The sequence below is a fragment of the Winogradskya consettensis genome, assembly GCF_018332715.1.
GTDB classification, from domain to species: Bacteria; Actinomycetota; Actinomycetes; order Mycobacteriales; family Micromonosporaceae; genus Actinoplanes; species Actinoplanes consettensis.
The window spans coordinates 111,237-136,179 of the sequence record NZ_BOQP01000043.1 but is presented as its reverse complement, the minus strand read 5'-3'; the positions used below and the strand labels follow the sequence as shown (position 1 = coordinate 136,179).

Annotated in this window: 25 protein-coding genes; 12 read left to right on the top strand and 13 right to left on the bottom strand. The window is 68.9% G+C overall.

What is annotated here, in order from left to right:
* Positions 1 to 28: 28 nt before the first annotated feature.
* A complete protein-coding gene (locus Aco04nite_RS35560) occupies positions 29 to 181 on the bottom strand; it encodes a hypothetical protein (protein ID WP_213001620.1) in 153 nt (50 codons plus the stop codon).
* A 70-nt stretch (positions 182 to 251) separates the two neighbouring features.
* Here Aco04nite_RS35560 and Aco04nite_RS35555 point away from each other — a divergent pair, with 70 nt between their 5' ends.
* The 5 genes from Aco04nite_RS35555 (at position 252) to Aco04nite_RS35535 (ending at position 7,795) form a co-directional block, all read left to right on the top strand.
* Entirely contained in the window at positions 252 to 1,016 is a 765-nt protein-coding gene (locus tag Aco04nite_RS35555; protein ID WP_213001619.1) for a DUF6338 family protein, read from the top strand.
* Entirely contained in the window at positions 1,013 to 4,495 is a 3,483-nt protein-coding gene (locus Aco04nite_RS35550; RefSeq protein ID WP_213001618.1) for a CHAT domain-containing tetratricopeptide repeat protein, read from the top strand. The genes Aco04nite_RS35555 and Aco04nite_RS35550 overlap by 4 nt, the downstream gene beginning before the upstream one ends.
* A gap of 102 nt (positions 4,496 to 4,597) precedes the next feature.
* The gene (locus Aco04nite_RS35545; protein ID WP_213001617.1) at positions 4,598 to 5,572 is read left to right on the top strand and encodes a hypothetical protein; all 975 of its coding nucleotides are present in this window, start codon (positions 4,598 to 4,600) and stop codon (positions 5,570 to 5,572) included.
* A gap of 21 nt (positions 5,573 to 5,593) precedes the next feature.
* Positions 5,594 to 7,225, top strand: a complete 1,632-nt coding sequence (locus tag Aco04nite_RS35540; RefSeq protein WP_213001616.1) for a GMC oxidoreductase — start codon at positions 5,594 to 5,596, stop codon at positions 7,223 to 7,225.
* A 222-nt stretch (positions 7,226 to 7,447) separates the two neighbouring features.
* On the top strand, positions 7,448 to 7,795 hold the full coding sequence (locus tag Aco04nite_RS35535; protein WP_203838887.1) for a histone-like nucleoid-structuring protein Lsr2: 348 nt from the start codon (positions 7,448 to 7,450) through the stop codon (positions 7,793 to 7,795).
* Positions 7,796 to 7,846: 51 nt separating this feature from the next.
* Here the strand turns inward: Aco04nite_RS35535 and Aco04nite_RS35530 are convergent, their stop codons facing one another.
* From Aco04nite_RS35530 to Aco04nite_RS35520, 3 genes are read right to left on the bottom strand one after another with little or no spacing between them, the layout of a single operon-like run.
* On the bottom strand, positions 7,847 to 9,901 hold the full coding sequence (locus Aco04nite_RS35530; protein ID WP_213001615.1) for a xanthine dehydrogenase family protein molybdopterin-binding subunit: 2,055 nt from the start codon (positions 9,899 to 9,901) through the stop codon (positions 7,847 to 7,849).
* The gene (locus tag Aco04nite_RS35525) at positions 9,898 to 10,875 is read right to left on the bottom strand and encodes an FAD binding domain-containing protein (protein ID WP_213001614.1); all 978 of its coding nucleotides are present in this window, start codon (positions 10,873 to 10,875) and stop codon (positions 9,898 to 9,900) included. The genes Aco04nite_RS35530 and Aco04nite_RS35525 overlap by 4 nt, the downstream gene beginning before the upstream one ends.
* Positions 10,872 to 11,342: a 2Fe-2S iron-sulfur cluster-binding protein gene (locus Aco04nite_RS35520; protein WP_213001613.1), complete on the bottom strand. Its 471-nt coding sequence runs from the start codon at positions 11,340 to 11,342 to the stop codon at positions 10,872 to 10,874. Before Aco04nite_RS35520 ends, Aco04nite_RS35525 begins: the two co-directional genes overlap by 4 nt.
* 59 nt (positions 11,343 to 11,401) lie before the next feature.
* On the opposite strand from Aco04nite_RS35520, the gene Aco04nite_RS35515 reads away from it, so the two are divergent.
* On the top strand, positions 11,402 to 12,481 hold the full coding sequence (locus Aco04nite_RS35515) for an NAD-dependent epimerase/dehydratase family protein (protein ID WP_213001727.1): 1,080 nt from the start codon (positions 11,402 to 11,404) through the stop codon (positions 12,479 to 12,481).
* Here the strand turns inward: Aco04nite_RS35515 and Aco04nite_RS35510 are convergent.
* The 5 genes from Aco04nite_RS35510 to Aco04nite_RS35490 all read right to left on the bottom strand — a co-directional run bounded on the left by Aco04nite_RS35510 (position 12,475) and on the right by Aco04nite_RS35490 (position 16,305).
* Positions 12,475 to 13,386, bottom strand: coding sequence for a pyridoxamine 5'-phosphate oxidase family protein (locus Aco04nite_RS35510; protein WP_213001612.1), 912 nt, complete (start codon positions 13,384 to 13,386; stop codon positions 12,475 to 12,477). The two genes, Aco04nite_RS35515 and Aco04nite_RS35510, sit on opposite strands and share 7 nt — an antisense overlap.
* Position 13,387: 1 nt before the next feature.
* Positions 13,388 to 13,945 (bottom strand): TetR/AcrR family transcriptional regulator, encoded by a 558-nt coding sequence (locus Aco04nite_RS35505; RefSeq protein ID WP_213001611.1) that lies wholly within the window; start codon positions 13,943 to 13,945, stop codon positions 13,388 to 13,390.
* A gap of 31 nt (positions 13,946 to 13,976) precedes the next feature.
* Complete coding sequence (locus Aco04nite_RS35500; RefSeq protein ID WP_244876529.1) at positions 13,977 to 14,576, bottom strand: hypothetical protein; 600 nt, start codon at positions 14,574 to 14,576, stop codon at positions 13,977 to 13,979.
* Between the two features lie 28 nt (positions 14,577 to 14,604).
* On the bottom strand, positions 14,605 to 15,327 hold the full coding sequence (locus tag Aco04nite_RS35495; protein WP_213001610.1) for an SDR family oxidoreductase: 723 nt from the start codon (positions 15,325 to 15,327) through the stop codon (positions 14,605 to 14,607).
* 66 nt (positions 15,328 to 15,393) lie between these two features.
* Complete coding sequence (locus Aco04nite_RS35490; protein ID WP_213001609.1) at positions 15,394 to 16,305, bottom strand: LysR family transcriptional regulator; 912 nt, start codon at positions 16,303 to 16,305, stop codon at positions 15,394 to 15,396.
* A gap of 161 nt (positions 16,306 to 16,466) precedes the next feature.
* Here Aco04nite_RS35490 and Aco04nite_RS35485 point away from each other — a divergent pair, with 161 nt between their 5' ends.
* Complete coding sequence (locus Aco04nite_RS35485; RefSeq protein WP_244876528.1) at positions 16,467 to 16,838, top strand: ankyrin repeat domain-containing protein; 372 nt, start codon at positions 16,467 to 16,469, stop codon at positions 16,836 to 16,838.
* Here the strand turns inward: Aco04nite_RS35485 and Aco04nite_RS35480 are convergent.
* Complete coding sequence (locus Aco04nite_RS35480; protein ID WP_213001607.1) at positions 16,805 to 18,412, bottom strand: AMP-binding protein; 1,608 nt, start codon at positions 18,410 to 18,412, stop codon at positions 16,805 to 16,807. The genes Aco04nite_RS35485 and Aco04nite_RS35480 overlap by 34 nt on opposite strands.
* A 47-nt stretch (positions 18,413 to 18,459) precedes the next feature.
* Here Aco04nite_RS35480 and Aco04nite_RS35475 point away from each other — a divergent pair, with 47 nt between their 5' ends.
* Positions 18,460 to 19,473 carry a zinc-dependent alcohol dehydrogenase gene (locus Aco04nite_RS35475; protein ID WP_213001606.1) on the top strand — a complete coding sequence of 338 codons (1,014 nt, stop codon included), beginning with the start codon at positions 18,460 to 18,462 and terminating at the stop codon, positions 19,471 to 19,473.
* Here the strand turns inward: Aco04nite_RS35475 and Aco04nite_RS35470 are convergent.
* Together Aco04nite_RS35470 and Aco04nite_RS35465 are read right to left on the bottom strand one after the other, a co-directional pair.
* Positions 19,460 to 19,858, bottom strand: coding sequence for a peptidase inhibitor family I36 protein (locus Aco04nite_RS35470; protein WP_213001605.1), 399 nt, complete (start codon positions 19,856 to 19,858; stop codon positions 19,460 to 19,462). The genes Aco04nite_RS35475 and Aco04nite_RS35470 overlap by 14 nt on opposite strands.
* 83 nt (positions 19,859 to 19,941) lie before the next feature.
* Positions 19,942 to 20,553, bottom strand: coding sequence for a TetR/AcrR family transcriptional regulator (locus tag Aco04nite_RS35465; RefSeq protein ID WP_213001604.1), 612 nt, complete (start codon positions 20,551 to 20,553; stop codon positions 19,942 to 19,944).
* A gap of 100 nt (positions 20,554 to 20,653) precedes the next feature.
* On the opposite strand from Aco04nite_RS35465, the gene Aco04nite_RS35460 reads away from it, so the two are divergent.
* Positions 20,654 to 21,391: an SDR family NAD(P)-dependent oxidoreductase gene (locus Aco04nite_RS35460; RefSeq protein WP_213001603.1), complete on the top strand. Its 738-nt coding sequence runs from the start codon at positions 20,654 to 20,656 to the stop codon at positions 21,389 to 21,391.
* A 4-nt stretch (positions 21,392 to 21,395) separates the two neighbouring features.
* On the opposite strand, the gene Aco04nite_RS35455 is transcribed toward Aco04nite_RS35460, so the two are convergent.
* Positions 21,396 to 21,692, bottom strand: a complete 297-nt coding sequence (locus Aco04nite_RS35455) for a DUF1905 domain-containing protein (protein WP_213001602.1) — start codon at positions 21,690 to 21,692, stop codon at positions 21,396 to 21,398.
* Positions 21,693 to 21,912: 220 nt separating this feature from the next.
* On the opposite strand from Aco04nite_RS35455, the gene Aco04nite_RS35450 reads away from it, so the two are divergent.
* The 3 genes from Aco04nite_RS35450 to Aco04nite_RS35440 all read left to right on the top strand — a co-directional run bounded on the left by Aco04nite_RS35450 (position 21,913) and on the right by Aco04nite_RS35440 (position 24,928).
* Complete coding sequence (locus Aco04nite_RS35450; RefSeq protein ID WP_213001601.1) at positions 21,913 to 22,830, top strand: MurR/RpiR family transcriptional regulator; 918 nt, start codon at positions 21,913 to 21,915, stop codon at positions 22,828 to 22,830.
* A complete protein-coding gene (locus Aco04nite_RS35445; protein WP_213001600.1) occupies positions 22,827 to 23,576 on the top strand; it encodes a sugar isomerase domain-containing protein in 750 nt (249 codons plus the stop codon). Before Aco04nite_RS35450 ends, Aco04nite_RS35445 begins: the two co-directional genes overlap by 4 nt.
* A gap of 176 nt (positions 23,577 to 23,752) precedes the next feature.
* The gene (locus Aco04nite_RS35440; RefSeq protein WP_213001599.1) at positions 23,753 to 24,928 is read left to right on the top strand and encodes a glycosyl hydrolase; all 1,176 of its coding nucleotides are present in this window, start codon (positions 23,753 to 23,755) and stop codon (positions 24,926 to 24,928) included.
* Positions 24,929 to 24,943 lie beyond the last annotated feature (15 nt).

Genomic DNA, 24,943 nt, shown 5'->3' with positions numbered 1-24,943 from the left:
TCCGGGTCCCGTGTTCTCTGATACGACCTCAGGAGGACTTTTTGGGCGGTGCTGGGGGCGGCGCCTCGCCTGTGGTCAGTGGCGGCTTCTCGTCCTGATCGAGTAGCACTTGACCGCGAAAAATGTCTGGCGGGTCCTCGTCGGACGGCACCCGGTCATCGGTCTCGTCGCCCTTGGTCATCGCGACCGCCTTCTGCGCTCCGTGTTGCTGATATGACGCAAATGCCTACTGTCGTTGACAATATCTCGCCGTGGAGGTCGCGCCCTTGAGTGTGCCGGTCACTTTTCTCGGTTTGCTGTTGTTCGTAGTGCTGCTATGGCCTGGCTTTCTCTACTCGTCCATCCAGGCCAGGGTCCGTCCGGAACGCCAGCTCACACCGCTGCGCGAGGTAGTCGGCATCGTCTCCGTCAGTTTGACGGCCGATGCGATCGCCCTGCTGGTCTTCCTTCTGGCGAGGGTCCTGCTTCCGGGTGACACACCAGTCATCGGGGACATGATCAAAACCCCTGCACAATACGCGTCCGAGCACTACCGCTTGCTCATCGCTTGGGGTCTGGGGTTGCTCGTGTTCGCCCTCCTGGTCGCCGCTGTGATGGCGGCCCCGCGGTTGCGCCGCCGGTTGGCCCGGACATCCCACCTCGGCCGAATGGTCAAAACACGGCCGCACCCGTCGGCAATGTCCGCGTGGTGGTTGGCATTCACCGAGTACCCACCGGAGGTAGCCCGGTGTCACCTTGGCGCGGTGCTGACTGATGGCTCCTTCTACTCCGGCTGGCTGCACTCCTTCTCGCAAGCGGGTGGCGACGGCCCGGACCGGGAACTCACCCTTCGGGCGCCGATCGGTTACCGGGCGCCGGGCACCGACACTGTCGAGGTCCTCGACGGTGTCGGTATGGTCGTCCTCAGTGCCCGGCAGATGAGCAGCCTTCTGGTCAGTTATCGCGCACGTGAACCGCGGCCGTCCCCGGCTGCGGTGAGCCAATCGGCCGACCCGGCTGAGGTCGTTGCACCGTGACCGGCGATCCGCTCGAGCGATTGAGCGATGCCGCTGCCGACCTGTACGAGCAATACCGTGCGACCCGCGACGAAGCGCCACTGTGGCAGGCAGTGGATCTGCTGCGCCACGTCACCACTGCGGAGCCGGATCCCGAGGTGGCGCGGCCCTACCTGTCGAATCTTGGCGCGGTTCTGATTGAGGCTTACGTCCTTTCAGGCAGGGGCGCTCTGCAGGACGAAGCCGCGACGGCATTGCGTGCAGCCGTTGCCGGCGCGACCACGCCGAGTGGGCCGGCTCTGGTCAACCTGGCTTCTCTGCTGCTCAACGTCGGACGACGCACCGGCGCCCTGGAGTCGTTACTCGAGGCGGTGACAGTGGCTCGGCGCGCGGCCGAGGTGCCCGGTGACGACCGGCGAGCCGGACTCGACACCCTTGCTAACTGCCTGATGGAGATCTACCAGCAGACAGGCGATGAGAATTCTCTGCGCGAATCGGTTGGCCTGTCCCGAGCTGTGATTGCGTTGCTGCGCAATACCGATCCTTCCTATGTCATCGCTCGGCTGTTGAACAATCTGGCGGTATCGCTCGGAATGCTGGCTCAGCACGACGTGGGCCATGCCGCGCTGGACGAAGCCGAGAGTTTGATGCGCAGGGCCGTGGCAATCGAGCCGGTGTCGCACGTCGACATGGCAGCTCGGCAGGGCCAGCTAGCGCTGCTGTTGATGCAGCGTCACGATCAGACGGGTGATGTGGCGGCCCTGGCCGAGGCAGTCCAGCTGTACAGGGAATGCGAGCGGCGCAGCGGCGACCACGAGCGTCTCCAGGCGACCGTTGATCTGGCTCTGGCACTCCTGACCGACTACCGGAGAACCAGCACTCTCGCCACCCTTGATGAGGCGATCGCGCTGCTGGAGGCCGCGGACGATACTGTTTCCGGCGGGCGCAGTCGGGCTGGACGAGCCCTGGGTACTCTGCTTGCAGTGCGCTACCAGCACACGGGGGAATCGGAAACGCTGCAGCGTGCACTTGCGATGTTCCGCGCCAGCGAGCCGGATAAAAGCACGGCTGGCACCGGTGACGCCGCAGTGATGGATTTCAATACCCATGGCGCGGCTCTGATCGAGGCATACGAACGCACCGGCGATACCTTTTTGCTTGATCAGGCGGTCGACTTGCTGGCACATGCGGTAGCGATCGCAGGCAGCCGAAGAACGACCGTCGTCCAGCATGCGATGGCGAACCTCGGTGCGGCCGACCTCGCCCACCACCACCGCCTAGCTGATCAGGAATCGCTGGACCGTGCAATACGAATGTTCGAATCCGTCTTGGGGATCTCCGCAGCAGGCGATCCCTCCCGCCCGGGACGGTTGCTGAACGGTGCTGTCGCCTACGTGGCCCGGTACGAGCTGCTCAGGCAGAATGCCGATCTTGTCAAGGCCGAACAGTTGTCCCGGGAAGCCATTGTCTCCGGTCATGATGCATACATTTCAAATGCGGCCCGGTCGGCCCTGGGCGAAGTCCTTCGCCTGCGCTCCGAGGAGCCGGCCCTCAACACCGGCGTTCGGCTCGGTCTACTGAACGAGGCAATAGCACAGTGGCGGGAGGCTCTGCTTCTGGTCGTTGACGAGCCGCTGACCACAGCCCGCTACCTGAACAATCTCGGCAGCGGGCTCCTGGACCGCTACGGTTTCGACGGCATGCCGCCGACGCTGCAGGAAGCCCTGACCGCCCTGCGGGAAGCGGTCGAACTGCTTCCTTCCGACCATCCCAGCCGAGTGGTCTACCTGTCCAACCTGGCGTCGGCGTTGTTCACCACTGCGGATTCTCCTGAGTCGCCAGTCATCGTCGACGCGATTGATCGATTGCGCGCCGCAGAAGCCATTTCTTCGGGGGCGCCGCAGCACCGGCTGTGGGCTGCTTACACCTGGGCGAAGCTTGCCGCTCGCTACGGTGATCTGAACTTGGCCCTCGACGGATTTGACGCTGGATTCGCAGTTCTCCCAAGGCTGACCGGTAGCGATCTCGACCGCCGTGACCGCGAGCAGCGTTTGGCCGAGCTCTCCGACCTGGCACGAGACGCCGCAGCTTGCGCCCTGCAGCGCGGCACGCCGGGCGACGCCCGACGTGCTCTCGACTACCTGGAACAGGGTCGCGGCGTACTGCTCCGGGAGGCACTGGCCGGACAGATCGAGCGCGGATTGCTGGAGCGGCACCGTCCCGACATGGCGACTCGGTTCGATGAGCTGTTCGGCTCACCGGACGTCGCCGATCGAGGTCGGCTGGCATTACCGACTCCCGGCGAATCGGCTCTTAGGCGAGCCCGCGTTCGACAACGGGAAGCTTTGGTTCGCGAGATCCGCGACAGCGGCGTCCCGGAACTGGCATCTTTACTTACTCCCCCGCGACCGGATGATCTGGCGACGTCCTTGAATCATGAAGCGGTCGTCTTCATCAACGTCAGCGGATACCGCTGCGACGCGTTGGTGGTCACCATGCACGGTGTACGAGCGGTGTACTGCCCGAAACTAGATGCTACCGACATACACGATCGGACTACTACATTTCGCAAGGCAATGTCGCAGTACCTGGTCCTGGCGGCAACCGCTTCACCACATCTGCGGGATGCCTGGCGGGAGCTCCGCCGCCAGTTCACCGAGATCGCCAAATGGCTGTGGGATGCAGGGATCGGCAAGATTCTCGACGTTGTCGACGGCCGGGTGCCTGGTTGCGAACGCATCACCTGGATTCCGACCGGACCGCTGGCGGGCTTTCCGCTGCATGCCGCCGGTCGCCACGGGAGTGGCGACACTGTCTTCGACCGGGTGATTTCGTCCTACGCTCCTACCCTCGATGCACTGGCCCGGTCGCGGTTGGCGAGAGGTCGGCCTCTAGCGGCACCCAGTCTCGTGGTTGCCGTGCCTCAAGGCCATCACATTGACCAGGCGCACATGCTGCCGCAAGCGCTCGTCGAAGCCGAGTTCGCTGCCGAACACCTGCCGCAGGCTCTGCCGCTCAACGGATCTAACGCGACGGTCGCGGATGTTGCCGGCAAGCTGGCCGTCAGCGAGGCCGTCCACTTGGCCTGTCACGCTGTCGATGTGCCGGCGGATCCATCCGCCAGCCACCTGGTGCTTCACGACGGAGTGCTCACCGTCGCCCAACTCGGCCAGCTGTCCGCCCGCAGCCGTCGGCTTGCGTTCCTGTCGGCTTGTGGAACGGCCGCAGCCTCGGAACACGTCCCGGACGAATCGATCAACCTGGCGGCTGCCTTCCACGCCCTCGGATATGAACACGTCATCGCCAGTATCTGGCCAGTGCCTGACGCGACCGCCGTGATGGTCACCCGCGGCTGGTACGAGCATCTCAGTCGATCTGACCAGGGAGCCGGCCCGGATCCGGATGCCGCTGCCCACTGCCTGCACGAAGCAGTACGCAGCCTTGTTGAGCGTGACCCCACTAACCCGTTCCCTTGGTCCTTCATACACACCGGCCGCTGAGTGGAGTTGTGCTGGAGCGGCCGGGTGACGATGCGGTGGATTTCTTGAGCGGGGGCGGGGGATGCCGATACATGCGGTATGTCGTCGCAGACGCTTGTGAGCTTGCCGGATCGGGTGGCCGGGGCCAGGCCGCACGGCTTTGAGCTGTGGGATGTTTCCGGGTTGCATTCGATCGCGCATCTGGTGCCGAGGTCGAAGGGGCGATGCGGGATCTATGTGGCCGGGTTCCGCAACGGGGACCGGTACGTAGGACAGGCGCTGGATGTCGCCGCGCGGTTCCGGGCGCTGCGGCTGCGGTTCGGGGATGAGCTGGCGTCGCTGGCTTTCCGGCGGGTGGCGGCTGACGAGCTCGACGGTGTGCAGCGGGAGGCCGTCAGGCGCCTGGAGTCGCTCGGGGTGGTGTTGCGGAACGTCGTGCATGCGGGTGGGCGGCTGGATGCCGGTGATTTCGAGCTGCTGGTGAGCCCGGCTGAGCAGCGGCTGTTTCTCGCGGCGCCGCGGGGCGGGGTGCGGACCGCTGACCGGCGGGTGGAGCAGTCCGAGCAGCGGGAGCGGTTCGCGGAGAGATTCCGGCGGCTGAGCGCCGATCCACGGTTCGCGGCTTATCAGGAGACGCTGCGGCGCTACGTCAACGGCGCGGTGCCTTTCCCGGTGCGGACGGAGTTGGCGTACTGGTCGCTCAGTGCGATGCCGTCGACGAACGCGGCGTCGTACCCGCGGCTCTTCACCCTTTCCGTCAACTCGCTCGAGACGCTTTTCCTCTACGCGCCGAAGGGCGAGCCGGAGCGGCCGGAGCTCTGCCTCAACGTGGATCTGGGGACCCTGCTGGAGAAGTGGGGCAGCCTGGAACAGTTGATGGCACGCCTGCCGGGAGTCGACGCCGGCGAGGCGGACTACGCGACGCGGCCGCAGGTCGCCACGCTCACCGCCTTCGGTGCCCGGTCGGCTGCGCGCCTGCTCGGCAGCCGGGGTGTGCTCGCCGCGGCCCGGAAGCTGAACCTGGATCTGATGCGTAAGGGCCCAACCATGCACTGGCGCAGTCACTGTTTCGACCTCGCCGATCTGGCCGTTGCCTGAGCGGTCGTTTAGGTTGCAGGGATGGACTACGACGTGGTGGTCGTGGGCAGCGGGTTCGGTGGGAGTGTGACCGCGCTGCGGCTGACCGAGAAGGGTTACCGGGTCGGCGTGCTCGAGGCGGGCCGGCGCTGGGATGCGGCGAGCCTGCCGAAGACCTCGTGGGATCTGCGCGGATTCCTGTGGGCACCCGCGTTGGGGCTGCGCGGCATTCAGCGGATCACCCTACTCAAGGATGTCGTTGTGCTCTCGGCCGCGGGGGTCGGCGGCGGGTCGCTGGTCTACGCGAACACGCTGTACCGGCCGCCCGCCGCATTCTTCGCCGACGAGCGCTGGGCCGGGATCACCGACTGGGGCGCCGAATTGGCGCCGCACTACGACCAGGCCTCGCGGATGCTCGGGGTCACCGTCCAGCCGACCATGACGCCGTCGGACCGGGTCATCAAGGCGGTCGCGGACGAGATGGGCGTGGGCGGCACGTTCCGGCGTACCCCGGTGGGAGTTTTCTTCGGTGAGCCCGGCAGGACCGTGCCCGATCCGTATTTCGGGGGTGCCGGGCCGGAACGGACGGGGTGCACCGAGTGCGGCAACTGCATGATCGGGTGCCGGGTCGGCGCCAAGAACCGCCTCGACCTCAACTATCTGTACCTCGCGGAGAAGAACGGCGCGGTCGTGCATCCCGACACCGAGGTGACCGGGCTGCGGCCGGTGCACGGCGGCTGGCGGGTGGAGACACCACGCCGGGTTTTCACCGCCGAGCAGGTGGTGCTGTCGGCCGGGGCGCTCGGCACGCAACGATTGCTGCACGCCATGAAAGGGACTCTGCCGGCGCTTTCCGATCGGCTCGGGGCGCTGACCCGGACCAATTCGGAGGCTCTGCTCGGCGCGCAGACCAAAGGGGTTCCCGGGGAACCGTTCTCCCGCGGCGTCGCGATCACGTCGTCGTTCCATCCTGACGCCGACACCCACATCGAGCCGGTGCGTTACGGGCCGGGCAGTAACGCGATGGGCCTGCTGACCACGCTCCTGGTCGACGGCGGCGGCCGGTTGCCGCGACCGCTGCGCTTTCTCGCTCAGGCGCTGCGCCATCCCGGGCTGCTGGCCCGGTCGCTGTCGAACCGGCGCTGGAGCGATCGCACGATCATCGCGCTGGTCATGCAGACCCGGGACAATTCTCTTACCGTACGCAGAAAGCGCAGTGGACGCCTCACCACCGGCCCCGGACACGGCCCCGCCAATCCGACCTGGATCCCGGTCGGCCACGACGCCGTACGCCGGATGGCGAACCGGATCGGCGGGCATCCGGGCGGCTCCATCGGGGACGTGTTCGACATTCCGATGACCGCGCACATTCTCGGCGGCGCGACCGTCGGGGACAGCCCGGCAACCGGCGTGGTCGACGCCTATCAACGCGTTTTCGGGTATCCGGGGCTGCATGTCGCGGACGGCTCGGTGATCCCGGCGAATCTCGGTGTCAATCCGGCGCTGACGATCACCGCGCTCGCCGAACGGGCGATGTCCCTATGGCCCAACAGGGGCGATGCCGATCCGCGTCCGGCGCTCGGCGCCGATTACGAAAGGCTCGCACCCGTGGCCCCACGGTCACCCGCCGTTCCCGCCCATGCACCCGGAGCACTGCATGGCCAGTCGAGGTAGTGCTCAAGAACACATTGATAAGGACCCGTTGTGTTGCGGGTACGTTTCCGGGCATTGTCCCGGCCGCGAACCCATTTTGCCGGGCAGCGCGGCCTGCGGCTAATACCATGGATCGAAACGCGACATGCGCGCCCGACAATTTGCAACGACCGCGGTACACGTACAGTATGAAAGCACTGAAATATCCGACGACAATGGCACCGCCATAGGAGCGACCTCATCATGGCCAAGCAGGTAATCACCCTTCTCACCGACGACCTCGACGGCGGCGAGGCCGACCGCACAGTCGAGTTCGGACTGGACGGGGTGAACTACACGATCGACCTGTCGGAGAAGAACTCCGGCAAACTGCGCAAGGCCCTGGACCCGTACCTGTCGGTGGCGACCCGTGTCGGCCGCAGCACCGTCGAGGCCCGGGCGGCCCGTCGTGGTGCCCCGGTGAGCACGGGCCGGGCCACCCGTGACCAGAATCAGGCCATTCGTGAGTGGGCCGGCAAGAACGGTTACGAGGTCTCCGAGCGCGGCCGCATCCCGAGCTCGATCGTCGAGGCGTACCACAGCAAGCGCTGATTTTCCGGCAGTAATTCGGCGCCGCTCGGCCGGGCGGCGCCGAAAACGCTTTCAGAGCCCGGCAGTGAGTAGTTTGTCCAGGCGTACGGGCAGGTCGCGAACGCGGATCCCGGTCGCGTGCCAGACCGCGTTGACAATGGCCGCCGGGGAACCCACGATCCCGATCTCACCGATGCCCTTGCTCCCCATCGGGTTGAGGTCGTCGTCCCGCTCGTCGAGCCACGCCGCCTCGACGGATTCGATGTCGGCGTGCACCGGGATGTGATATTCGGCCAGGTCGTGGTTGACCCAGTCGCCGGTCGCCGGGTCGAGGACGCCCTCCTCGTGCAACGCCATGCCCATGCCCATCGTCATGGCGCCGATGAACTGGCTGCGGGCGGTGCGCGGGTTCAGGATGCGGCCGGCGGCGTACATGCCGAACAGCCGCGTCACCCGGACCTCACCCGTGTCGGCGTCGACCCGGACCTCGGCGAAGTGGGCGCCGTACGCGTGCTTCCCGTCCGTCTCCTGCTTCTTCACCAGGTCGGTGCTGTCGAAGACCGCCTCGTCCTTGCCGGACCTGCGCAGCTCCCGGCACGCGCCGGTGACCGCCCAGCCCCACGATGCGCTGCCCGACGAACCGCCGGCGACCGACGCCTTCGGCAGGGTGCTGTCACCGAGGCGGACCCGGACGCGTTCCACGGGGAGGTCCAGCTCGTCGGCGGCGATCTGGGTGAGGATCGTGCGGGCGCCCGTACCTATGTCGGAAGCGCCGATGGCCACCTCGGCCGAGCCGTCCGGGGTGATCCGCACGCGGGCGACCGACGGCTGGACCATCGCCGGGTAGGTCGCTCCCGCCATCCCGGTGCCGATCAGCCAGTTGCCCTCGCGGCGCAGGCGCGGCTTGTGCTCACGCCCCGCCCAGCCGAACCGCTCGGCCCCCTCGCGCAGGCAGGCGACATAGTGCCGGCTGCTGAACGGCACACCGCTCTCCGGCTCAGCCGCGGGCTCGTTGCGGATACGCAGCTCGATCGGGTCGAGGCCCAGCTGCTCGGCCAGCTCGTCCATCGCGCATTCCAGGCCGACCATGCCCGGGGCCTCTCCCGGCGCGCGCATCCAGCGCGGGGTCGGCATGTCGAGGCGTACGAGCTCATGTCCGGTGTAACGGTTGGCCGCCGCATACATGTGCCGGGTGACCACCGTGGTCTGCTCCGCGAACTCGAAGATCCGGGAGGACTGCTCCACCGCCTCGTGCCCGATCGCCGTCAGCGTGCCGTCCCGTTCGGCGCCGAGCCGGATGCGCTGCAACGTTGGGGTGCGATAGCCGACCATGCTGAACATCGCCTGCCGCGGCAGGGCCAGCTTGACCGGGCGGCCGACCACCTTCGCGGCCATCGCGGCCAGCACGGCGTTGGGCCGGGCCGTGCCCTTGGACCCGAAACCACCGCCGACATGCTCCGCGATCACGTGTACGCGTTCCGCCGGCAACCCGAAGACCTCCCCGAGCGTGGCGGCGACGCCAGGCGGGTGCTGGTTCGAGTCGTACAGGACGAGGTCGTCGCCCTCCCACAGCGCGATCGTCGCGTGCGGCTCCATCGGGTTGTTGTGCAACGCCGGCGTCTCGTAGCGCACGTCCACGGTGACCGGCGCGGCAGCGTACGCGGCGTCGAAGTCACCCTTGCGGCTCACCGGAGGAAAGGCCGGGTTGACCGTCTCGGGGGTGTAGCGCCCCGGGTGGTCCGCGGTGAGGAGCGCGTCGTGCGGTTCCTCGTCGATCTCCAGGCTGATCACCTGGGCGGCGCGACGCGCGGCTTCGAGCGTCGTGGCCACCACCAGCGCGATCGCCTGCCCGCGATAGCCGATCCGGTCGGACTGCAGCACGGCGAGCTCGGGGTCGTCCACCTTCTCGATCGCGGGCGCGTTGCCGTGCCACAGGACTGCCAGCGTGCCGTCGGCCGTTCCCACGCTCTTCAAGGTGCCACGGGCGACGGGCGACTGGACGACCCACGCGTACACGACATCTTTGACCGGATATTCCGCCGCGTAGGTCGCTTCGCCGGAGACCTTCGCGGGCCCCTCGATCCGCCCGATCGGCTGCCCGACAGCCCGGTGCGCCGTGCTCGTCATGCCGTCACCAGCCGTTCCAGCGTCGAAGCCACCAGATTGCGGATCAGCGTCACCTTGTACGCGTTGTCCCGCAACGGTTCCGCCTCCGTCAGCTCAGCATCGGCCGCAGCCAGGAAGGATTCCCTGGTTGCCCTACCGTTGCGCAATGCTTCCTCGGCTCGGTAGGCCCGCCAGGGTTTGGCGGCCACCGCCCCGAAGGCCAGCCGTACGTCGCGCACCACGCCGTCCTCGACATCCAGCGCCGCCGCCACCGAACCAACGGCAAAGGCATAAGAAGCACGATCCCGAGCCTTCCGGTACGCGGAAACGCGCGCGAACGCCAACGCCGGCACCTCGACGGCGGTGATGAGCTCCCCGTGCCGCAGCACCGAGTCGAGCTGAGGGGCGTCCCCGGGCAGCCTGTGCAGCTCGGTCACCGGCACCTCCCGATCCCCGTCCGGCCCGGTGATGAGCACGACGGCGTCCAGGGCGGCGAGCGCGACGGCCATGTCCGAAGGATGCGTGGCGACACAATGCTCAGAGGCGCCGAGGATCGCCAGATTGCGGTGATCACCCTCGCGCGCCGGGCACCCCGACCCGGGCTCGTGCTTGTTGCACGGCTTCGTCATGTCGGTGAAGTAGCGGCACCGGGTGCGCTGCAGGAGATTCCCGCCGGTGGTGGCCATGTTGCGCAGCTGCCCGGAAGCGCCGTTGAGCAGAGCCTCGCTCAGCACAGGGAAGTCGCTGCGCACCCGCGGATGGGCGGCCAGGTCGCTGTTGCGCACCCCGGCCCCGATCCGCAGCCCGCCACCGGGCAGCTCCTCGATCTCGTGCAGCGGCAGCTTGTTGATGTCGACCAGCACGTCCGGGGTGGCGACGCCGAGCTTCATCAGGTCGACGAGGTTCGTGCCCCCGGCCAGGAACGCGGCGCCCTCGGGGAACGCGCCGACCGCGGACCGGACATCCGTGACGGCGGTGTACTCGAAGGTCTTCATCGCGCGTCCACGATTGCCGGAACGATATTGGCGTACGCCCCGCACCGGCACAGGTTCCCGCTCATCCGCTCCCGGATCTGGGCCTCCAGGTCGTCGTCCGCGACCGCGCTCGGCCAGCCCTGCTTCAGCTCGTCGAGCATCCCGACCGCGGAACAGATCTGACCCGGTGTGCAGTAGCCGCACTGGTATCCGTCGTGCTCCAGGAACGCCCGCTGCACCGGGTGCGGCTGCCCGCCCTCGGCGAGCCCCTCGACGGTGGTGACCTCCGCGTCCTGCTGACTGATCGCCAGCACCAGGCAGCTGTTCACGCGGCGCCCGTCCAGCAGCACCGTGCAGGCGCCGCACTGGCCGTGATCGCAGCCCTTCTTGGCGCCGGTCAGATGCAGATGCTCGCGGAGCGCGTCCAGCAGCGTGGTCCGCGGATCGATGTCGAGCGCCTGCCCGACCCCGTTGACGACCAGGTTCATGCCCGATTCGTACCCCCTCCCGAAGGGTTCAATCCCGAACCCGGGGGTAACGCGTGAGCATGCGAGTGGTGATCATCGGAGCGACCGGTAACGCCGGCACAGCCCTGCTGCGCCGGCTGCGCAACGAGCCCGGCATCGACCTGGCCGGTGTGGTGCGGCGGGTGCCACCGGGGACGTCCCAGCCGTACGACACGGTTGAATGGCATTCCTGCGACATAGCCGCACCGGGCGCACAGACCCGGCTCACCGAGATCTTCCGCGGCGCCGACGCCGTGGTGCACCTCGGGTGGCAGATCCAGCCGAGCCACGACCAGCGCCGTCTCTTCGAGGCCAACGTGCTCGGCAGCAGCGCGGTCGTCGAGGGGGTCCTGCGCGCCGGGGTCCCCACGCTGGTCTTCGCCTCGTCGGTGGGCGTCTACGCGCCGGGGCCCAAGAACGCGTACGTGACGGAAGCCTTCCCCCGCACCGGAGTGCCCGGATCGTCGTACAGCCGGCACAAGGTCCTCGTCGAGAATCTCCTCGACCGCGTCGAATCCGACCACCCGACCCTCCGCGTCGTCCGCCTGCGCCCGGGGCTGATCTTCCAGCGCGACGTCGGCGCTGAGCTCGCCCGCTACTTCGCCGGCCCGCTGCTCCCCGCCCGCCTCCTGCGCTACGGCCGCATCCCCGTCATCCCCACCCACCCCGGCCTGCGCATGCAGGCGGTCCACGCGGACGATCTCGCTGACGCGTACGCCCGGGTGCTCACCTCCGACGTCCGCGGCGCCTTCAACGTGGCGGCCGGCCCGGTCCTGGACCCGTCGGTAGCGGCCAGGACCTTCCACGGCGTCGAGGTCCCGATCCCCGGAGCCGTCCTGCGCGGAGCGGCCGACGCGACGTGGCGGCTCAGACTGCAGCCGGTCGACGTGGGGTGGGTGAAACTCGCGCTCAAGGCGCCGCTGATGTCGTGCGACCGGATCGCCGAGGAGCTGGGCTGGCGTCCGATGACCAACTCCGTCCACGCCCTCAAGGAGGTCATCACCGGCATGGCCTACCGGGCCCACACCGACGCCCCGCCGCTCTCGGACGACAAGGATCTGCCGGGCCGGCTCGGCGGCGTCCTCCGCGGCCGCCTCCCCGGCACCGGCAACCCCTACTGACTCAGAGTCCGGGCGGGTGGGTTGGCGGGGGAGTAGGCCTGGAGGGTCCAGCGCAGGGAGCTGGCCCGGTCGATCTGGACGACCCGGTCGATGGTGAATTCGACGACCCGCAGGGCGCCCGGGTACGCCTCGGCGCTCGCCGGATCCCAGTCGATCTTCGCCGTGCCGGTCAGTTGCAGCGTGTGCCCGTGCTCCCAGTCGAGGAACAGCAGGCCGGCGGCGGGGTTGAGGTGCAGGTTGCCCAGGGTCATGTAGAACTGGTTGCCGGTGTAGTCGGGCCAGCGCAGCGTGCGCGGCCCTGTGACCGTGACGAAGCCCGGCATGCCGCCGCGGTGGGACGAGTCGGCGCCGTGTTCCGGGGAGCGGCTGGCGATGAAGAACGTGTCGGACTCCTCGATCCAGCGTTGCTGGGTGCCGGTGAGCTCGTTGCCGGTGACGGCTTCCCCGGCCGTTTCCTCGTCGGCGATTCCGGTGACGACGCGGGTCTGCAGGTATTTGGGGCAGTTGCCGAGGACCTGTTGGGTACGCATCAGCAGGCCGTCGCCGTCGCGTTTGGCGATCCCGTTGGCCCTGATCCGGCGGCGGCTCTGCGGTTGCAGGGCGAGCACGCCGATGTCGCGCTCCTCCTCGAAGGCCCGGCGTAGTGGGTCACCGGGGGCGGGCAGCCCGGCGATGGCGATGGTCCGGTCGTCGAGCGGGCGGGTGAAGCCGGGCCACCCGGAGACGATCGTCGACCAGACCGCGCCTGCGTCGTCGGCCGCGCCGACTATCAGCATGGGCTGGGCGCGCAGGAACGGGTAGTAGCCTTTCGGGATCTCCGGGCCGAACATCGGTGATCCCCAGCCGGGGCCACCCTCGTGCGCCCGCTGCTGGATCGCCTGTTCACCGGCGTGGTCGAGGGACATGTCAGGCTCCCAGCAGGTCGGGCAGCTCGGCGAGGGTCTGCGCGAAAACGGACGGATCATCGAGGACGCGGGCCACAACCAGGGCGCCCTCGATGCGTACGAGCGCCGCGCGCGCCCGGCCGGCCGCGTCGGATTCGGTGGCCCCCGCCCGGACTGCCGCGGCGGTCATGGCCTGGAGCCAGGTCCGGGCGAGCCGGGCGGCGTGGGCCTTGATGTCGTCGGGCGCGCCCATCAGGGTCATCGTGTCCAGCACGCAGGACATGCGGCCGTCGCGGTAGCCGATCGCGAGCCGCCGGGCCATCTCCGCGACACCGGCGGCGACGTCGGGCTCCGACACGAGCGGCTCGAGGGTTGCGGCGAGGTCAGCCTCCAGGCTGGTGAGGACGGCTGTCGCCATGCCCGGTTTCCCGTCGGGAAAGCGGTGATAGAGGCTCGCCCGTTGCAGTCCCACCGCTTCCGACAGTGCGGACAGCGACGCGCCCGCGTAGCCGCTGGTCCGGAACACCGCGGCCAGCCGGGTGTGGATCGCGTGGTCGTCGACGCTCGAGGTACGGCCCATGCGAATACTTTACCGAACGTTCGGCAAAATACTAGACGCAATCCCAGCAGAACCGGCCCTCGAGCCCGTCGTCGCTCAGGAACGCGAAGCCGGTGCCACCACCGAAATTCAGGGCGTACGCCTCGTCCGGCGCCCCGTCAGCCCCGTCGAGCTGGAAGAAGAAGCGTCCGAGGGGTCGTGTCGACGGCTGCCAGAAGTGCGGTTCGCCGCCGAAGTAGCTGTCGCCTCCACCCGGCGGGACGGTGTCTATGCGCAGCTCGACGGGAACGCGGTCTGTCCATGACTCCCCGCGCCGCCACAGGGTCGGACCCGTGCGCGCGGACGTGCCGGTGAGGAACGGCGGCACGCGGCCGCCCGGCTGGACGATCAGGGCGTTGTCCCCGTCCTCCGGCTCGTAGGTCGAGCCGGTGCCGTACCCGTCCTCGGCCATGAAGAGAAAGGCCAGGCGCGAGTGCGGGCCCGGCATCGGGAACTGGCCGATGAACATCATCGGGGTGCCGAAGCCCGCCGAGGTCGGCCAGAACGGTTCGTCCAGCCAGAACGGCTGACCGCCGAGCTTGGCCACCGGCGCCTCGATCGGCCCGTTAGCGGTCCGCCACACCATGTCCCGCCGCGTCTGGATGTCGGTCATGCACCACCGTCTTCATCGTGCCCAGCCGCTATTTCAGCACGCTGCCGCTGTCGACGAGCACGACCGTGCCGGTGGTGGAGTTCTGGTCCATGAGGTGCAGGTAGGTCTTGGCTACGTCGTCCAGCTCCGCGATCCGGCCGAGCAGCGTGTGCGTCCCGGCCGTGGCGAAGAGGGCTTCCTGCTCCTGTTCCGGCATGCCTGCCCAGAGCGCGGTGCGGACCACGCCAGGAGCGACAACATTGACGCGTACGGGTGAGAGCTCCGCGGCCAGCGACCGCCCCGCCGAGATCATCGCGCCGGACACCGTGGCGCCGAGCAGCATGCCCGCGCCGCCGCGGAAGGCAGCTGCGCCGCTCGTCAACGTGATCGAGCCGGTGGTGCGGAGCGTGGGCAGCGCCGCGCGTACCGAATCGAGGGCCCGGAAGAGCCGGATGTCGAAGAACCGCTGGGCCTGGTCCGGGGTGTAGTCGCTGATCGGCATGCGGACCAGGTCGTCGCCGGCGGTGTAGACGAGATGGTCGAACTCGCCGGCCCGGGCGAAGAACGACGTCAGCGACTCGGGGGACGTGACGTCGACCGTGTGGCCCTTGGTGTTGCCGGGCAGCTGGGCGAGTGCCCGCTCGACGGACTGTGCCGAGCGGGAACCGATGACGACGTCGGCGCCGGTGGCGGCGGCCGCCGTGGCTACTGCCAGGCCGATACCGCTGGTGCCACCGACGATGACGACGCGGGAGTTCGGGGCGAGGGACATGGGATCTTCCTTCCGGAGGGAACATCCCCAGCCTGCGTGCGCGGCCGTGTCGCCGTCCAAGACCGATCAGGTAGCAACTGATGCCGCATCGGCATCAGCGACCTGCCCGCCCTCGGCGGCCTGCCCGGAAAAGTTGCCGGGCGGCACGGTGCGGGCGATACGCACCAGATCGCGCAGCACCGGTGACTCGCGCCGGGTCTCGATCGCGAGGCAGACCGTGGTGTCCGCGAGATCGATCACCCGCGCGTACGTGACGTCTGGCCGGTGGTAGTAGCGCGTGGTCGACGCGGGCAGGATGACGATCCCGCGCCCGGCGGCGATGAGCTCCAGCTTCTCCTCCACGGTCGGCGAGGTCGTGGGAGGCTCGGACGCCCCGCGCCATTCCGGGATGAACCCGGGCGGCTGCAGCAGCAGGTCGCCGGCCAGGTCGGCCAGCAGCACCCCGCCCGCACCGGCCCGGGGATGATCGATCGGCAGCACGGCGACGCGTGGCTCGGCGTACAGGTCGATGACGGTCAGGCCCTCGTCGTCGAAGGGGCGCCGGGCGAAGCTCGCGTCGAAACGGCCGTCGCGCAGGGCCTCGATCTGCTCGGTCCACGACGTGCGCAGGACGTCCACCCGCAACCCCGGCCACCGCTCCTCCAGCCGGCGCACCACCGGCGTCACGATCAGGCCGGGCATGAAACCGACCCGGAGGCTGCGGCCCTCCCGGTCGGCGAGCCGGACCCGCCGTTGCAGCGTCTCGGCCGCGTGCAGCAGCTCCCGCGCATCATCACGCAGCAGCTCACCCGCGGCGGCCAGGCGCGTCCCCGACCGGGACCGTTCGAACAGCGTGACGCCGAGCTCCCGTTCGAGGGCGGCGATCGAGCGGCTCAGCGCCGGTTGCGCGATCCGCAGGGCATCCGCGGCCCGGCCGTAGTTCAGCTCCTCGGCGAGCACCAGGAAATACCGCAGCCGCCGCAGATCGAGGTCCCCCATGCCCCCATCAAACCACCGGCGCCGGCCGGGAGACCGGGCCGGATCAAACGGCTGGCGTCGGCTGGGAGATCGGGCCGGATCAAACGGCTGGCGTCGGCTGGGAGATCGGGCCGGATCAAACGGCTGGCGTCGGCTGGGAGACTGGGCCGGTGAATCGGCGGATGCGGAAGAAGCTGCAGGCGAAGCTGGCCGACGCGCTCTACTGCGATGACCCGGAGCGACTAGCGGCGCTGTTGCGCGCCGGCGCCGACCCGCTCGTGCACAGGGACGGTGAGACGGCGCTGTACCGGGCCAGTGTCCAGGGTGCCGCCGGTAACGTCCGGGTGCTGCTGGAGGCGGGCGCGCCACCGAACGAGGAGTGCGACGCGGGCCTGCCGCTGTGTGGCGCCGCCTGCTGGGGTCACGATGACGCGGTGCGGGAGCTGCTGGCCGCCGGCGCGGATCCGCTGCTGAAGGAGCACGGCACCCTGAGCGCCCTCGAATGGGCCGAACGTGGCGGCTACGACTCGACCGTCGCGTTGTTGCGGGGCTGACCTCCGAGGATCTCCACGGCCTGCGTGCGCATCTCCACCTTGCGGACCTTGCCCGTCACCGTCATCGGGAAGCCGTCCACCACGTGCACGTAACGCGGCACCTTGAAGTGCGCGAGCCGGCCCGTGCAGAAGTCCCGCACCGCCGCCGCGGTCAACGGCGTGGCGCCCGGGCGCATCACCACCCAGGCCATCAGCTCCTCGCCGTACCTGTCGTCGGGGACACCGATCACCTGCACATCCGCTATGTCCGGGTGGGCATAGAGGAATTCCTCGACCTCGCGCGGATAGATGTTCTCGCCGCCCCGGATCACCAGGTCCTTGATGCGCCCGACGATGCTCACGTAGCCGTCGCTGTCCATCGTGGCCAGGTCGCCGGTGTGCATCCATCGGGCGGCATCGATCGCCTCGGCGGTCGCCGCGGGCTGGTTCCAGTAGCCGAGCATGACCGAGTAGCCGCGCGTGCAGAGCTCACCAGGCTCGCCGGGCGGCACCACCAGCCCGGTCGCCGGATCCACGACCTTCGACTCCAGGTGCGGCAACACCCGGCCGACCGTCTCGGTACGCCGGGCAAGGCTGTCGTCCCGCCGCGTCATCGTGGACACCGGCGAGGTCTCCGTCATCCCGTAACAGATGGCGACCTCGTTCATGTTCATCTCCGCGACCACCCGTTTCATCACCTCGACCGGGCACGGGGAGCCGGCCATGATGCCCGTACGCAGCGACGTCAGGTCGTACGCCGCGAAGTCGGCCAGCCCCAGCTCGGCGATGAACATCGTCGGGACGCCGTAGAGGGACGTGCACTTCTCCGCGGCGACAGCGCGCAGCGACGCCGCCGGGTCGAAGCCGGGCGCCGGCAGCACGATGGTCGCGCCGTGCGTGGTCGCCGCGAGGTTGCCCATCACCATGCCGAAGCAGTGGTAGAGCGGCACCGGGATGCAGATCCGGTCCTCCGGCGTGTAGCCGAGCAGCTCGCCGATGAAGTAGCCGTTGTTGAGGATGTTGTGGTGCGAGAGCGTGGCGCCCTTGGGGAACCCTGTGGTCCCGGACGTGTACTGGATGTTGATCGGGTCGTCGAACGAGAGCTCGGGGAACGGCAGATCGGTGTGCGCTGAGGTGAGAGCGGACCAGTCCTGCGTACCGATGAAAATGGTCTGTTCGAAGCCGATCTCGGCGATCATCGCCCGGTAGTCGCTGGTCTTGAACGCGACCGCGCTGATCAGCAGGCGGAGCCCGGACTGCTCGACCACGTAGGCGAGCTCGTGGGTGCGGTAGGCGGGGTTGACGTTGACCAGGATCGCGCCGGCCTTCGCCGTGGCGTACTGGACGATCACCCATTCGGCGCAGTTCGGGGCCCAGATGCCGACCCGGTCGCCCTTGGCGATGCCGCGGGCCAGCAGACCCCGCGCGACCTCGTCGATGGCGGCGTTGAACTCCGCATACGTCCACCGACGGCCGGAGGCGACGTCGACCAGTGCTTCCCGATCGCCGTGCGCGGCGGCGGTGCGGTCTAGGTTCGCGCCGATCGTCTCACCCAGCAGTGCCACGCCGGATGTCCCGCTCGCGTAGGAGGCCATCTTCGCAGCATGAACCAGGTCGCCGATTTTTCCCATAGTCTCGCGGGATGCGCAGGGTGATCGTCGAACAGGATTCCGTCCGGGTCGAGCAGGCCGCGGAGCCGGTGCCGGGCCCCGGTGAGGTGCTGGTCCGCACGTCGGTCTCCGGCATCTGCGGCTCCGACACGCACGCCCTGCGCGGCCTGCACCCCCACGTGCACCCGCCGTACGCCCCCGGCCACGAGGTGGTCGGCGTGGTCGAGCAGGTCGCGCCCGACGTGACCGGTGTGCGACCCGGCACCCGGGTGACCGTGGAACCGGACCTACCGTGCTGGTCGTGCAAACAGTGCCTGTCGGGTCGGCAGAACCTGTGTGAGAACTTGGGATTCTTCGGCTGCGGCTCCGAGCAGGGCGGCATGGCCGACCTCTTCACGATCGACGCGCGCCGCCTGCACGAGGTCCCCGCGGACTTCGACGACCGCACCGCCGCGCTGATCGAGCCGCTGTCCACTCCCGTGCACGCACTGCGCCTGGCCGGCCCGGTCGAGGGTAAGGCGGTGGCCATCCTGGGCGCCGGCACGATCGGCCTGCTCACGCTCCGGCTCGCCCAGGCCCAGGGCGCGAAACGCGTGGTGATGACGGCCCGCTCGGCGCGGAGCAGAGAAAGGGCCAAGGCCTTCGGTGCGGACGCTGTGGTCGACGCGTCAGCTCCGGACGCCATCGATTCAGTACGCGCAGAGCTCGGCGAAAGCGCGGACTACGTCTTCGACTGCGTAGCCGAGGAATCGACGCTGCTCCAGGCGCTGGCGATCGCGAACAAGGGCGGCACGGTCATGGTGGTCGGCGTGCCGCCGGGCGACGTACGCCTGCCGCTCGCTCTCGTCCAGGACAGCCAGCTCCGCATCCAGGGCAGCGCGACCTACCTCCCCGAGGACTACGCCGTCGCCATGTCCCTGCTGCGCGCCGGCGTGGTGAGCGCCGAGGACTTCGTCACGGCCGTCCACTCCCTGGACGACGCCGCCGCGGCGTTCGCCGACGCCGAGAGCGGCGCTCACCTCAAGGTCCTGCTCAGCCCACTCTGATGTACGACATCACATCGTTCGGGAGCTCGAACTTCTGTTCCCGTCCCTTGAAGTTCATCTGCGAATGCGCCTTGATGGTGGCGTTGTAATAGCCTTTTCCGTCGAAGTCCTCGCTGACGAAAACGCCCCGGCCGGTGTTGTTGATGATGGACGACGCGTTGTCGTTGACGGCCAGGCCGTTGAAGAAATGCCAGTTGCTGGTGAAGTTGTGCGCCCCGCTGTAGACGACCAGCACGGTTCCCCTGAGGTCGTAGTCCGAGAAGATGCAGACCTCGTTGTTCTGGCAGGTGTACGCGGCCTGGGCGGCCGTCGGCATCACCGCCATGCTTCCGGCGATCGCCAGAACCGCACCGAGGGCACTGCCGAGAATCGTGCGCTTCTTCATTTTTTCTCCTGTTTCCGAACGCTTGCTCCGCTACCAACGTAGGGCGCCGGACTGAACAGGGAGTTCCCATTTACTGGAGCGGTTCAGCCGCTCATTCCCGGCGCCGTTCCGGGGCTGGCGAGGCGCCGGGCGGCCTCGACCACGAAGGCGCGGCGGCGGGCGCGTTCGGCGAGGTCGTCACCACCGGCGCCGGTGATCATCTCGGCGAGCTGCGGGACGGTCTGCCACCACGCGGCGAGGGCGATGAGGGCGAAGCACAGGTGGCCGGGGTCCAGGCCGGGGGCGAGCAGCCCGTCGCGCTGGGCCTGGGCGAAGCGTTCGACCTTCTCCCGGTAGTGCGCGGATCGGCGGGCCGCGTCTGCGGCGGGGGAGCGGGTCAGGCCCTCCCACTGCAGCAGCCGGCCGAGCTCGGGGTGGGCGGCGTGGTAATCGTAGGTGGCGCCGGCGAAGTCGCCGATGTCGTCGAGGCCCGCGCCGGTCAGGGCGACGGCGGAGGCCAGCTTGTCCAGCTCGTCGGTGAGGACCACGGCCCACAGCGCATTCTTGTCGCCGTAGTAGCTGTAGAGCCGCTCCTTGTTGATCCCCGCGCGGGTGGCGATGCGGGTCATCGTCGTGCCGTCGAGCCCGCGCTCGGCGAACTCGGCCGTCGCGGCCTCCCTGAGCCGTCGCCGCGTTCCTTCGGTGTCCCACGCCATACGCCCACGGTAACCAATTCCAACGCCATCGTTGCAGTTCGGTCGGCGGCCTCCTATCGTGGAAACTCCAACGGATGCGTTGGAATTTGAGGAGGCAGTCATGTACGCACTGGTCACCGGCGCCAACAGTGGCATCGGCAAGGAGATCGCCCGTCAGCTGCTGGCCGCCGGTCACACGGTCCACGTCGGCGCCCGCGACGCGGCACGGGGTCGGGCCGCCGTCGACGAGCTCGGCGGTGACGCGCGGCTGCTCGTGCTCGACGTGACCGACGAGCAGTCGATCGCGGCCGCCGCTGCGCAGGTCACCGAGCTCGACGTGCTCGTCAACAACGCGGGCATCAACAACGGCGGCGCGCCCGTCAGCGAGATCGACCTCGGTGCGATGCGGTTGGCGTACGAAACAAATGTCTTCGGTGTTGTTGCGGTGACGAACGCGTTCCTGCCGGCGCTGCGCCGCTCCGCCGGCCCGCGCATCGTCAACATCTCCAGCGGCACCGCATCGCTGGGGTGGAGCACCGGGCCCAACCCGCAGTTCGACCATCGGCGGGGCAGCTACGCCGCGGCCTACCGTTCGTCGAAGACGGCATTGAACGCGCTCACGGTCTTCTACGCCCAGGATCTGGCCGGCGCCGGCTTCAAGGTCAATGCCCTGGCCCCGGGGTTGCGTGCCACGAACCTGGTTCCCGCGATGGCCGGCATGAGCCCCGAGGCGCGGGCGGCCGCGGGAATCGGCGATCCCGCGGAGGCTGCCGCTGAAGCTGTGCGGCTCGCCCTGCTCGACAAGGACGGCCCGACCGGCGGCTTCTTCTCCTACGACGGCAGCATCGCGCCGTGGTGAAGCTCTACGACGACAGCATTGCGCTCTGGCGGGCGATGTCCGGTTCGACGTCGATGTCATAGTGCCGGGCTGCGGTGATCCGCGCGGCGGCTCGGTGCCAGGGGCTGACACCGAGCCAGTTTCCGCGAGGGGTGCGGAGGATCGTGCCGCGGAAGCGGTGCCCGTTGACCGTGGCCACAACCCGCGGCCGCCCGCCGCCGAGCTGGGTCAGCACGTCGTCGGGCACGTCGAACCCGGCCGCGAATCCGGCGCCGCGGCATAGTTCGGCGCGGAATCGCGTACCCGCCTGGAAGGGGTTCATGATCGGATCATGGCCCGCCCGCCCCGCCCGGCGGGATGTTTCGGGGGTGCCGCAGAGCGGACATGGCATCAAGTGGACAGCCGCGGGTGTGCCGCCGCCTCCACAGTGGCCCACTGCGGGCATCATGTCGCTGATCGAACCATGGAAACTGGTTGTTGACCAGAGCTCCAAGTGGTCGTAATTTTCATCGCTAAGCGACATTATGAAAAGGAAGTTCGCCGTGACGGGTGAGAGTGGTGGGCTGCTGGGGCGGCTGCGCATCGAGGGGCCGACCATGCCGGAGGCACTGGCGAAGATCGCCGAGGCGATCCTCGACGACCCGGAGACGGCCGCGCACGCCAGCATCATCGACCTGGCCGAGCGGTCCGGGACCTCGACGGCGACGGTCACCCGCTTCTCGCGGGCACTGGGCTTCAAGGGATACGCGAACCTGCGCGTAGCCGTCGCCACCGAGACCGGGCGGGCCGAGCAGGCACGCTGGGAGACCGACATCAGCGGCGACATCAACCCCGAGGACCAGCTCGACAAGGTGCTCGACATCATCACCGCCGCCGACAGCCGGGCGATCCAGGCCACCGCGTCCGGGTTGGACACCGACGCGGTCGAGCGGGTCGCCACGGCCATCGCGACGGCCGGCCGGGTGGAGATCTTCGGGCTGGGCAGCAGCGGGACGGCGGGCAGCGAGATGGCGTTCCGGCTGGAGCGGATCCGGGTCCCGGTGCGTTACCGGGCGGACACGCACACCGCGCTGACCAACGCCGCGCTGCTCGGGCCGGGCGACGTCGCGATCGCGCTGTCCCATTCGGGGCGGACGCGGGAGGCGATCGAGACGCTGGCCGAGGCCTCCGACCACGGCGCGCTGACCGTCGCGGTGACCTCGTTCGGCCGGTCCCCGCTGGCCGAGGTCGCGGATGTCGTCTTCACCACCTCGGTGCACGAGACCACGTTCCGGCTCGCCGCGCTGTCCGCTCTGCACTCCCAGCTGCTCATCCTCGACCTGATCTACGTCGCCGTCGCGCAGCGCACGTTCGAGCGCACCGCCGAGGCGCTCGAGCTCACCGTCCGCGCGGTCGACGCCCACCGCGTTCCGGACCCTTCGGCCACCCGCAAACGAGGACGGAAGGACAAGCCCCAATGACGATCTCCAGCGCCGCGTACGTTGCCGCGATCCAGGAAGCGATCGACCGGGTCGGCACCGAGCAGGGTGACCTCGTGGCGGGCGCCGCCGACCTGCTGACCGCGACGCTGCAGGCCGGCGGGGTGATCCAGGCCTTCGGCTGCGGGCACTCCGAGGCGCTGGCCATGGAGATCGCGGGGCGCGCCGGCGGCCTGGTGCCGACGAGCAAAATCGCACTACGAGACATCGTTCTGTACGGAGGGGAGCCCACCAGCGCCCTCACCGACCCGGAGCTCGAGCGGACCCCGAGCGTCGCCCACCGCCTCTACGAGCTCGCCCCCGTCCAGCCCGGCGACGCGTTCGTGATCGCCAGCAACTCCGGGGTCAACGGCGCGATCGTCGAGATGGCCCAGCTCGTCAAGCAGCGCGGGCACGCACTCATCGCGATCACCTCGCTCACCCACTCGGCGCGCGTGCCGTCGCGGCACCCGAGCGGGCTCAAACTCACCGACCTCGCCGACGTCGTCCTCGACAACGGCGCACCGTACGGCGACGCCACCCTCCCCTACGACGGTGGCGCGACCGGCGCGGTCTCGTCGATCACCGCCGCGTTGCTGGCGCAGCAGATCGTCGCCGAAGTGGTGGCGCGGCTGCTGGCGCTCGGGGTGACCCCACCGGTCTACCTGTCCGACAACGTGCCGGGCGGCCGTGAGCACAACCACGAGCTCGAAGCGCGCTACGCCGGCCGGATCCGCCGCGGCGCGTAGGCCGTGTCCGGCCGGTCACGACGGTCGGACGCAGCCCGGATCCACCCAGACGGCGGTACGTCCCGGCGCAGGGCCTGGCCTCCCTGTCGGTCAGCCGGGGTCACCGCAGCGCAAATGCCATATCCGTGCCGGGATGACCACCGGCGCGGCCAAGTAACCCCCAACTTGGAGGATCCATGCGCCAATCCCTGGCTCTGGCAGGGGCGGTCACACTGCTCGGCACGCTGGCGGTCTTCGCCGGAGCACCGAGTGCCTCGGCCGCGGACTGCGGTCAGCTCTTCGACGACTTCTCCTACAACTCGTCCTCGGACGCCGCCCTGACCGCCCACGGCTGGACTCCCCGCAGCTACTCCGGCGGCCCCGGCGTTCCCGGTGCCACCTGGTCCCCGAACAACATCACCTTCCCCACCGCCGACGGCCAGAAGGTCATGCAGCTCACCGTATCGACCGACGGCACCGGCGCCGGCACCAACCACGCGGAGCTCTACAGCACCCAGAAACGGTACTTCGAGGGAACGTACGCAAGCCGCGTCCGCTTCACCGACACCCCGACCGGCGGCGCGGACGGCGACCACATCAACGAGACGTTCTTCACGATCAGCCCGCTGAACGGCGACCTGGACCCGACGTACAGCGAACTGGACATCTCCGAGTACCTGCCCAACGGCGGCTGGGGCGAGACCGGCCCGATCAACTACCAGACCACCTGGTACACCTACCGCAACGAGCCGTGGTACGCCGACAACACGCACTCCGAGCAGCGCAGCTCGCTGAACGGGTGGCACGACCTGGTCGCCACCGTGGCGAACGGGCACGTCATCTACTACATCGACGGCGTCCGGGTGGGCGACCACTCGGGCCACGTCTACCCGCGCCAGACGATGACCATCAACTGGAACCTGTGGTTCATCGACACCGCGGCGCACAGCGGCGGGCTCTCGACGTACGTCCAGCAGGTCGACTGGGTGCTGTTCGCCAAGAACCGCGTCCTGACACCCGCGCAGGTGAGCTCCTCGGCGGCGGCGTACCGGTCGGGTGGCACCACCTTCACCGACACGGTCGACGCCACCGGCGGCTGCACCAGCCCCCCGACCACACCACCTACCACGACGCCACCGACATCACCGTCCACGACGCCGCCGGCGAACCCCGGAAACTGCTCGTCCGCGGCGGAGTGGGCGTTCGCGACGGCGTACACGGGTGGCCAGACGGTCATCCACGAGAAGAGCAGGTACGGCGACCCCAGCGGCCCGCCGTTGGGTGACGGCAAGCACCTCTGGAAGGCGAAGTACTGGACGCAGGGCTCCGAGCCCGGCTGGACCCAGCAGTGGGAGGACCTCGGCCGCTGCTGACCCGGATGTCCCGTC

Coding starts and splice junctions, on each gene's coding strand:
- Aco04nite_RS35465 (WP_213001604.1), bottom strand. CDS start 20,553: ATGGCGTGGGACACCGAAGGAACGCGGCGACGGCTCAGGGAGGCCGCG.
- Aco04nite_RS35520 (WP_213001613.1), bottom strand. CDS start 11,342: ATGAACCTGGTCGTCAACGGGGTCGGGCAGGCGCTCGACATCGATCCG.
- Aco04nite_RS35480 (WP_213001607.1), bottom strand. CDS start 18,412: ATGGCCTCCTACGCGAGCGGGACATCCGGCGTGGCACTGCTGGGTGAG.
- Aco04nite_RS35530 (WP_213001615.1), bottom strand. CDS start 9,901: ATGACGAGCACGGCGCACCGGGCTGTCGGGCAGCCGATCGGGCGGATC.
- Aco04nite_RS35535 (WP_203838887.1), top strand. CDS start 7,448: ATGGCCAAGCAGGTAATCACCCTTCTCACCGACGACCTCGACGGCGGC.
- Aco04nite_RS35445 (WP_213001600.1), top strand. CDS start 22,827: ATGACGATCTCCAGCGCCGCGTACGTTGCCGCGATCCAGGAAGCGATC.
- Aco04nite_RS35560 (WP_213001620.1), bottom strand. CDS start 181: ATGACCAAGGGCGACGAGACCGATGACCGGGTGCCGTCCGACGAGGAC.
- Aco04nite_RS35515 (WP_213001727.1), top strand. CDS start 11,402: ATGCGAGTGGTGATCATCGGAGCGACCGGTAACGCCGGCACAGCCCTG.
- Aco04nite_RS35485 (WP_244876528.1), top strand. CDS start 16,467: ATGCGGAAGAAGCTGCAGGCGAAGCTGGCCGACGCGCTCTACTGCGAT.
- Aco04nite_RS35475 (WP_213001606.1), top strand. CDS start 18,460: ATGCGCAGGGTGATCGTCGAACAGGATTCCGTCCGGGTCGAGCAGGCC.
- Aco04nite_RS35525 (WP_213001614.1), bottom strand. CDS start 10,875: ATGAAGACCTTCGAGTACACCGCCGTCACGGATGTCCGGTCCGCGGTC.
- Aco04nite_RS35440 (WP_213001599.1), top strand. CDS start 23,753: ATGCGCCAATCCCTGGCTCTGGCAGGGGCGGTCACACTGCTCGGCACG.
- Aco04nite_RS35495 (WP_213001610.1), bottom strand. CDS start 15,327: ATGTCCCTCGCCCCGAACTCCCGCGTCGTCATCGTCGGTGGCACCAGC.
- Aco04nite_RS35510 (WP_213001612.1), bottom strand. CDS start 13,386: ATGTCCCTCGACCACGCCGGTGAACAGGCGATCCAGCAGCGGGCGCAC.
- Aco04nite_RS35455 (WP_213001602.1), bottom strand. CDS start 21,692: ATGAACCCCTTCCAGGCGGGTACGCGATTCCGCGCCGAACTATGCCGC.
- Aco04nite_RS35540 (WP_213001616.1), top strand. CDS start 5,594: ATGGACTACGACGTGGTGGTCGTGGGCAGCGGGTTCGGTGGGAGTGTG.
- Aco04nite_RS35490 (WP_213001609.1), bottom strand. CDS start 16,305: ATGGGGGACCTCGATCTGCGGCGGCTGCGGTATTTCCTGGTGCTCGCC.
- Aco04nite_RS35500 (WP_244876529.1), bottom strand. CDS start 14,576: ATGACCGACATCCAGACGCGGCGGGACATGGTGTGGCGGACCGCTAAC.
- Aco04nite_RS35470 (WP_213001605.1), bottom strand. CDS start 19,858: ATGAAGAAGCGCACGATTCTCGGCAGTGCCCTCGGTGCGGTTCTGGCG.
- Aco04nite_RS35505 (WP_213001611.1), bottom strand. CDS start 13,945: ATGGGCCGTACCTCGAGCGTCGACGACCACGCGATCCACACCCGGCTG.
- Aco04nite_RS35460 (WP_213001603.1), top strand. CDS start 20,654: ATGTACGCACTGGTCACCGGCGCCAACAGTGGCATCGGCAAGGAGATC.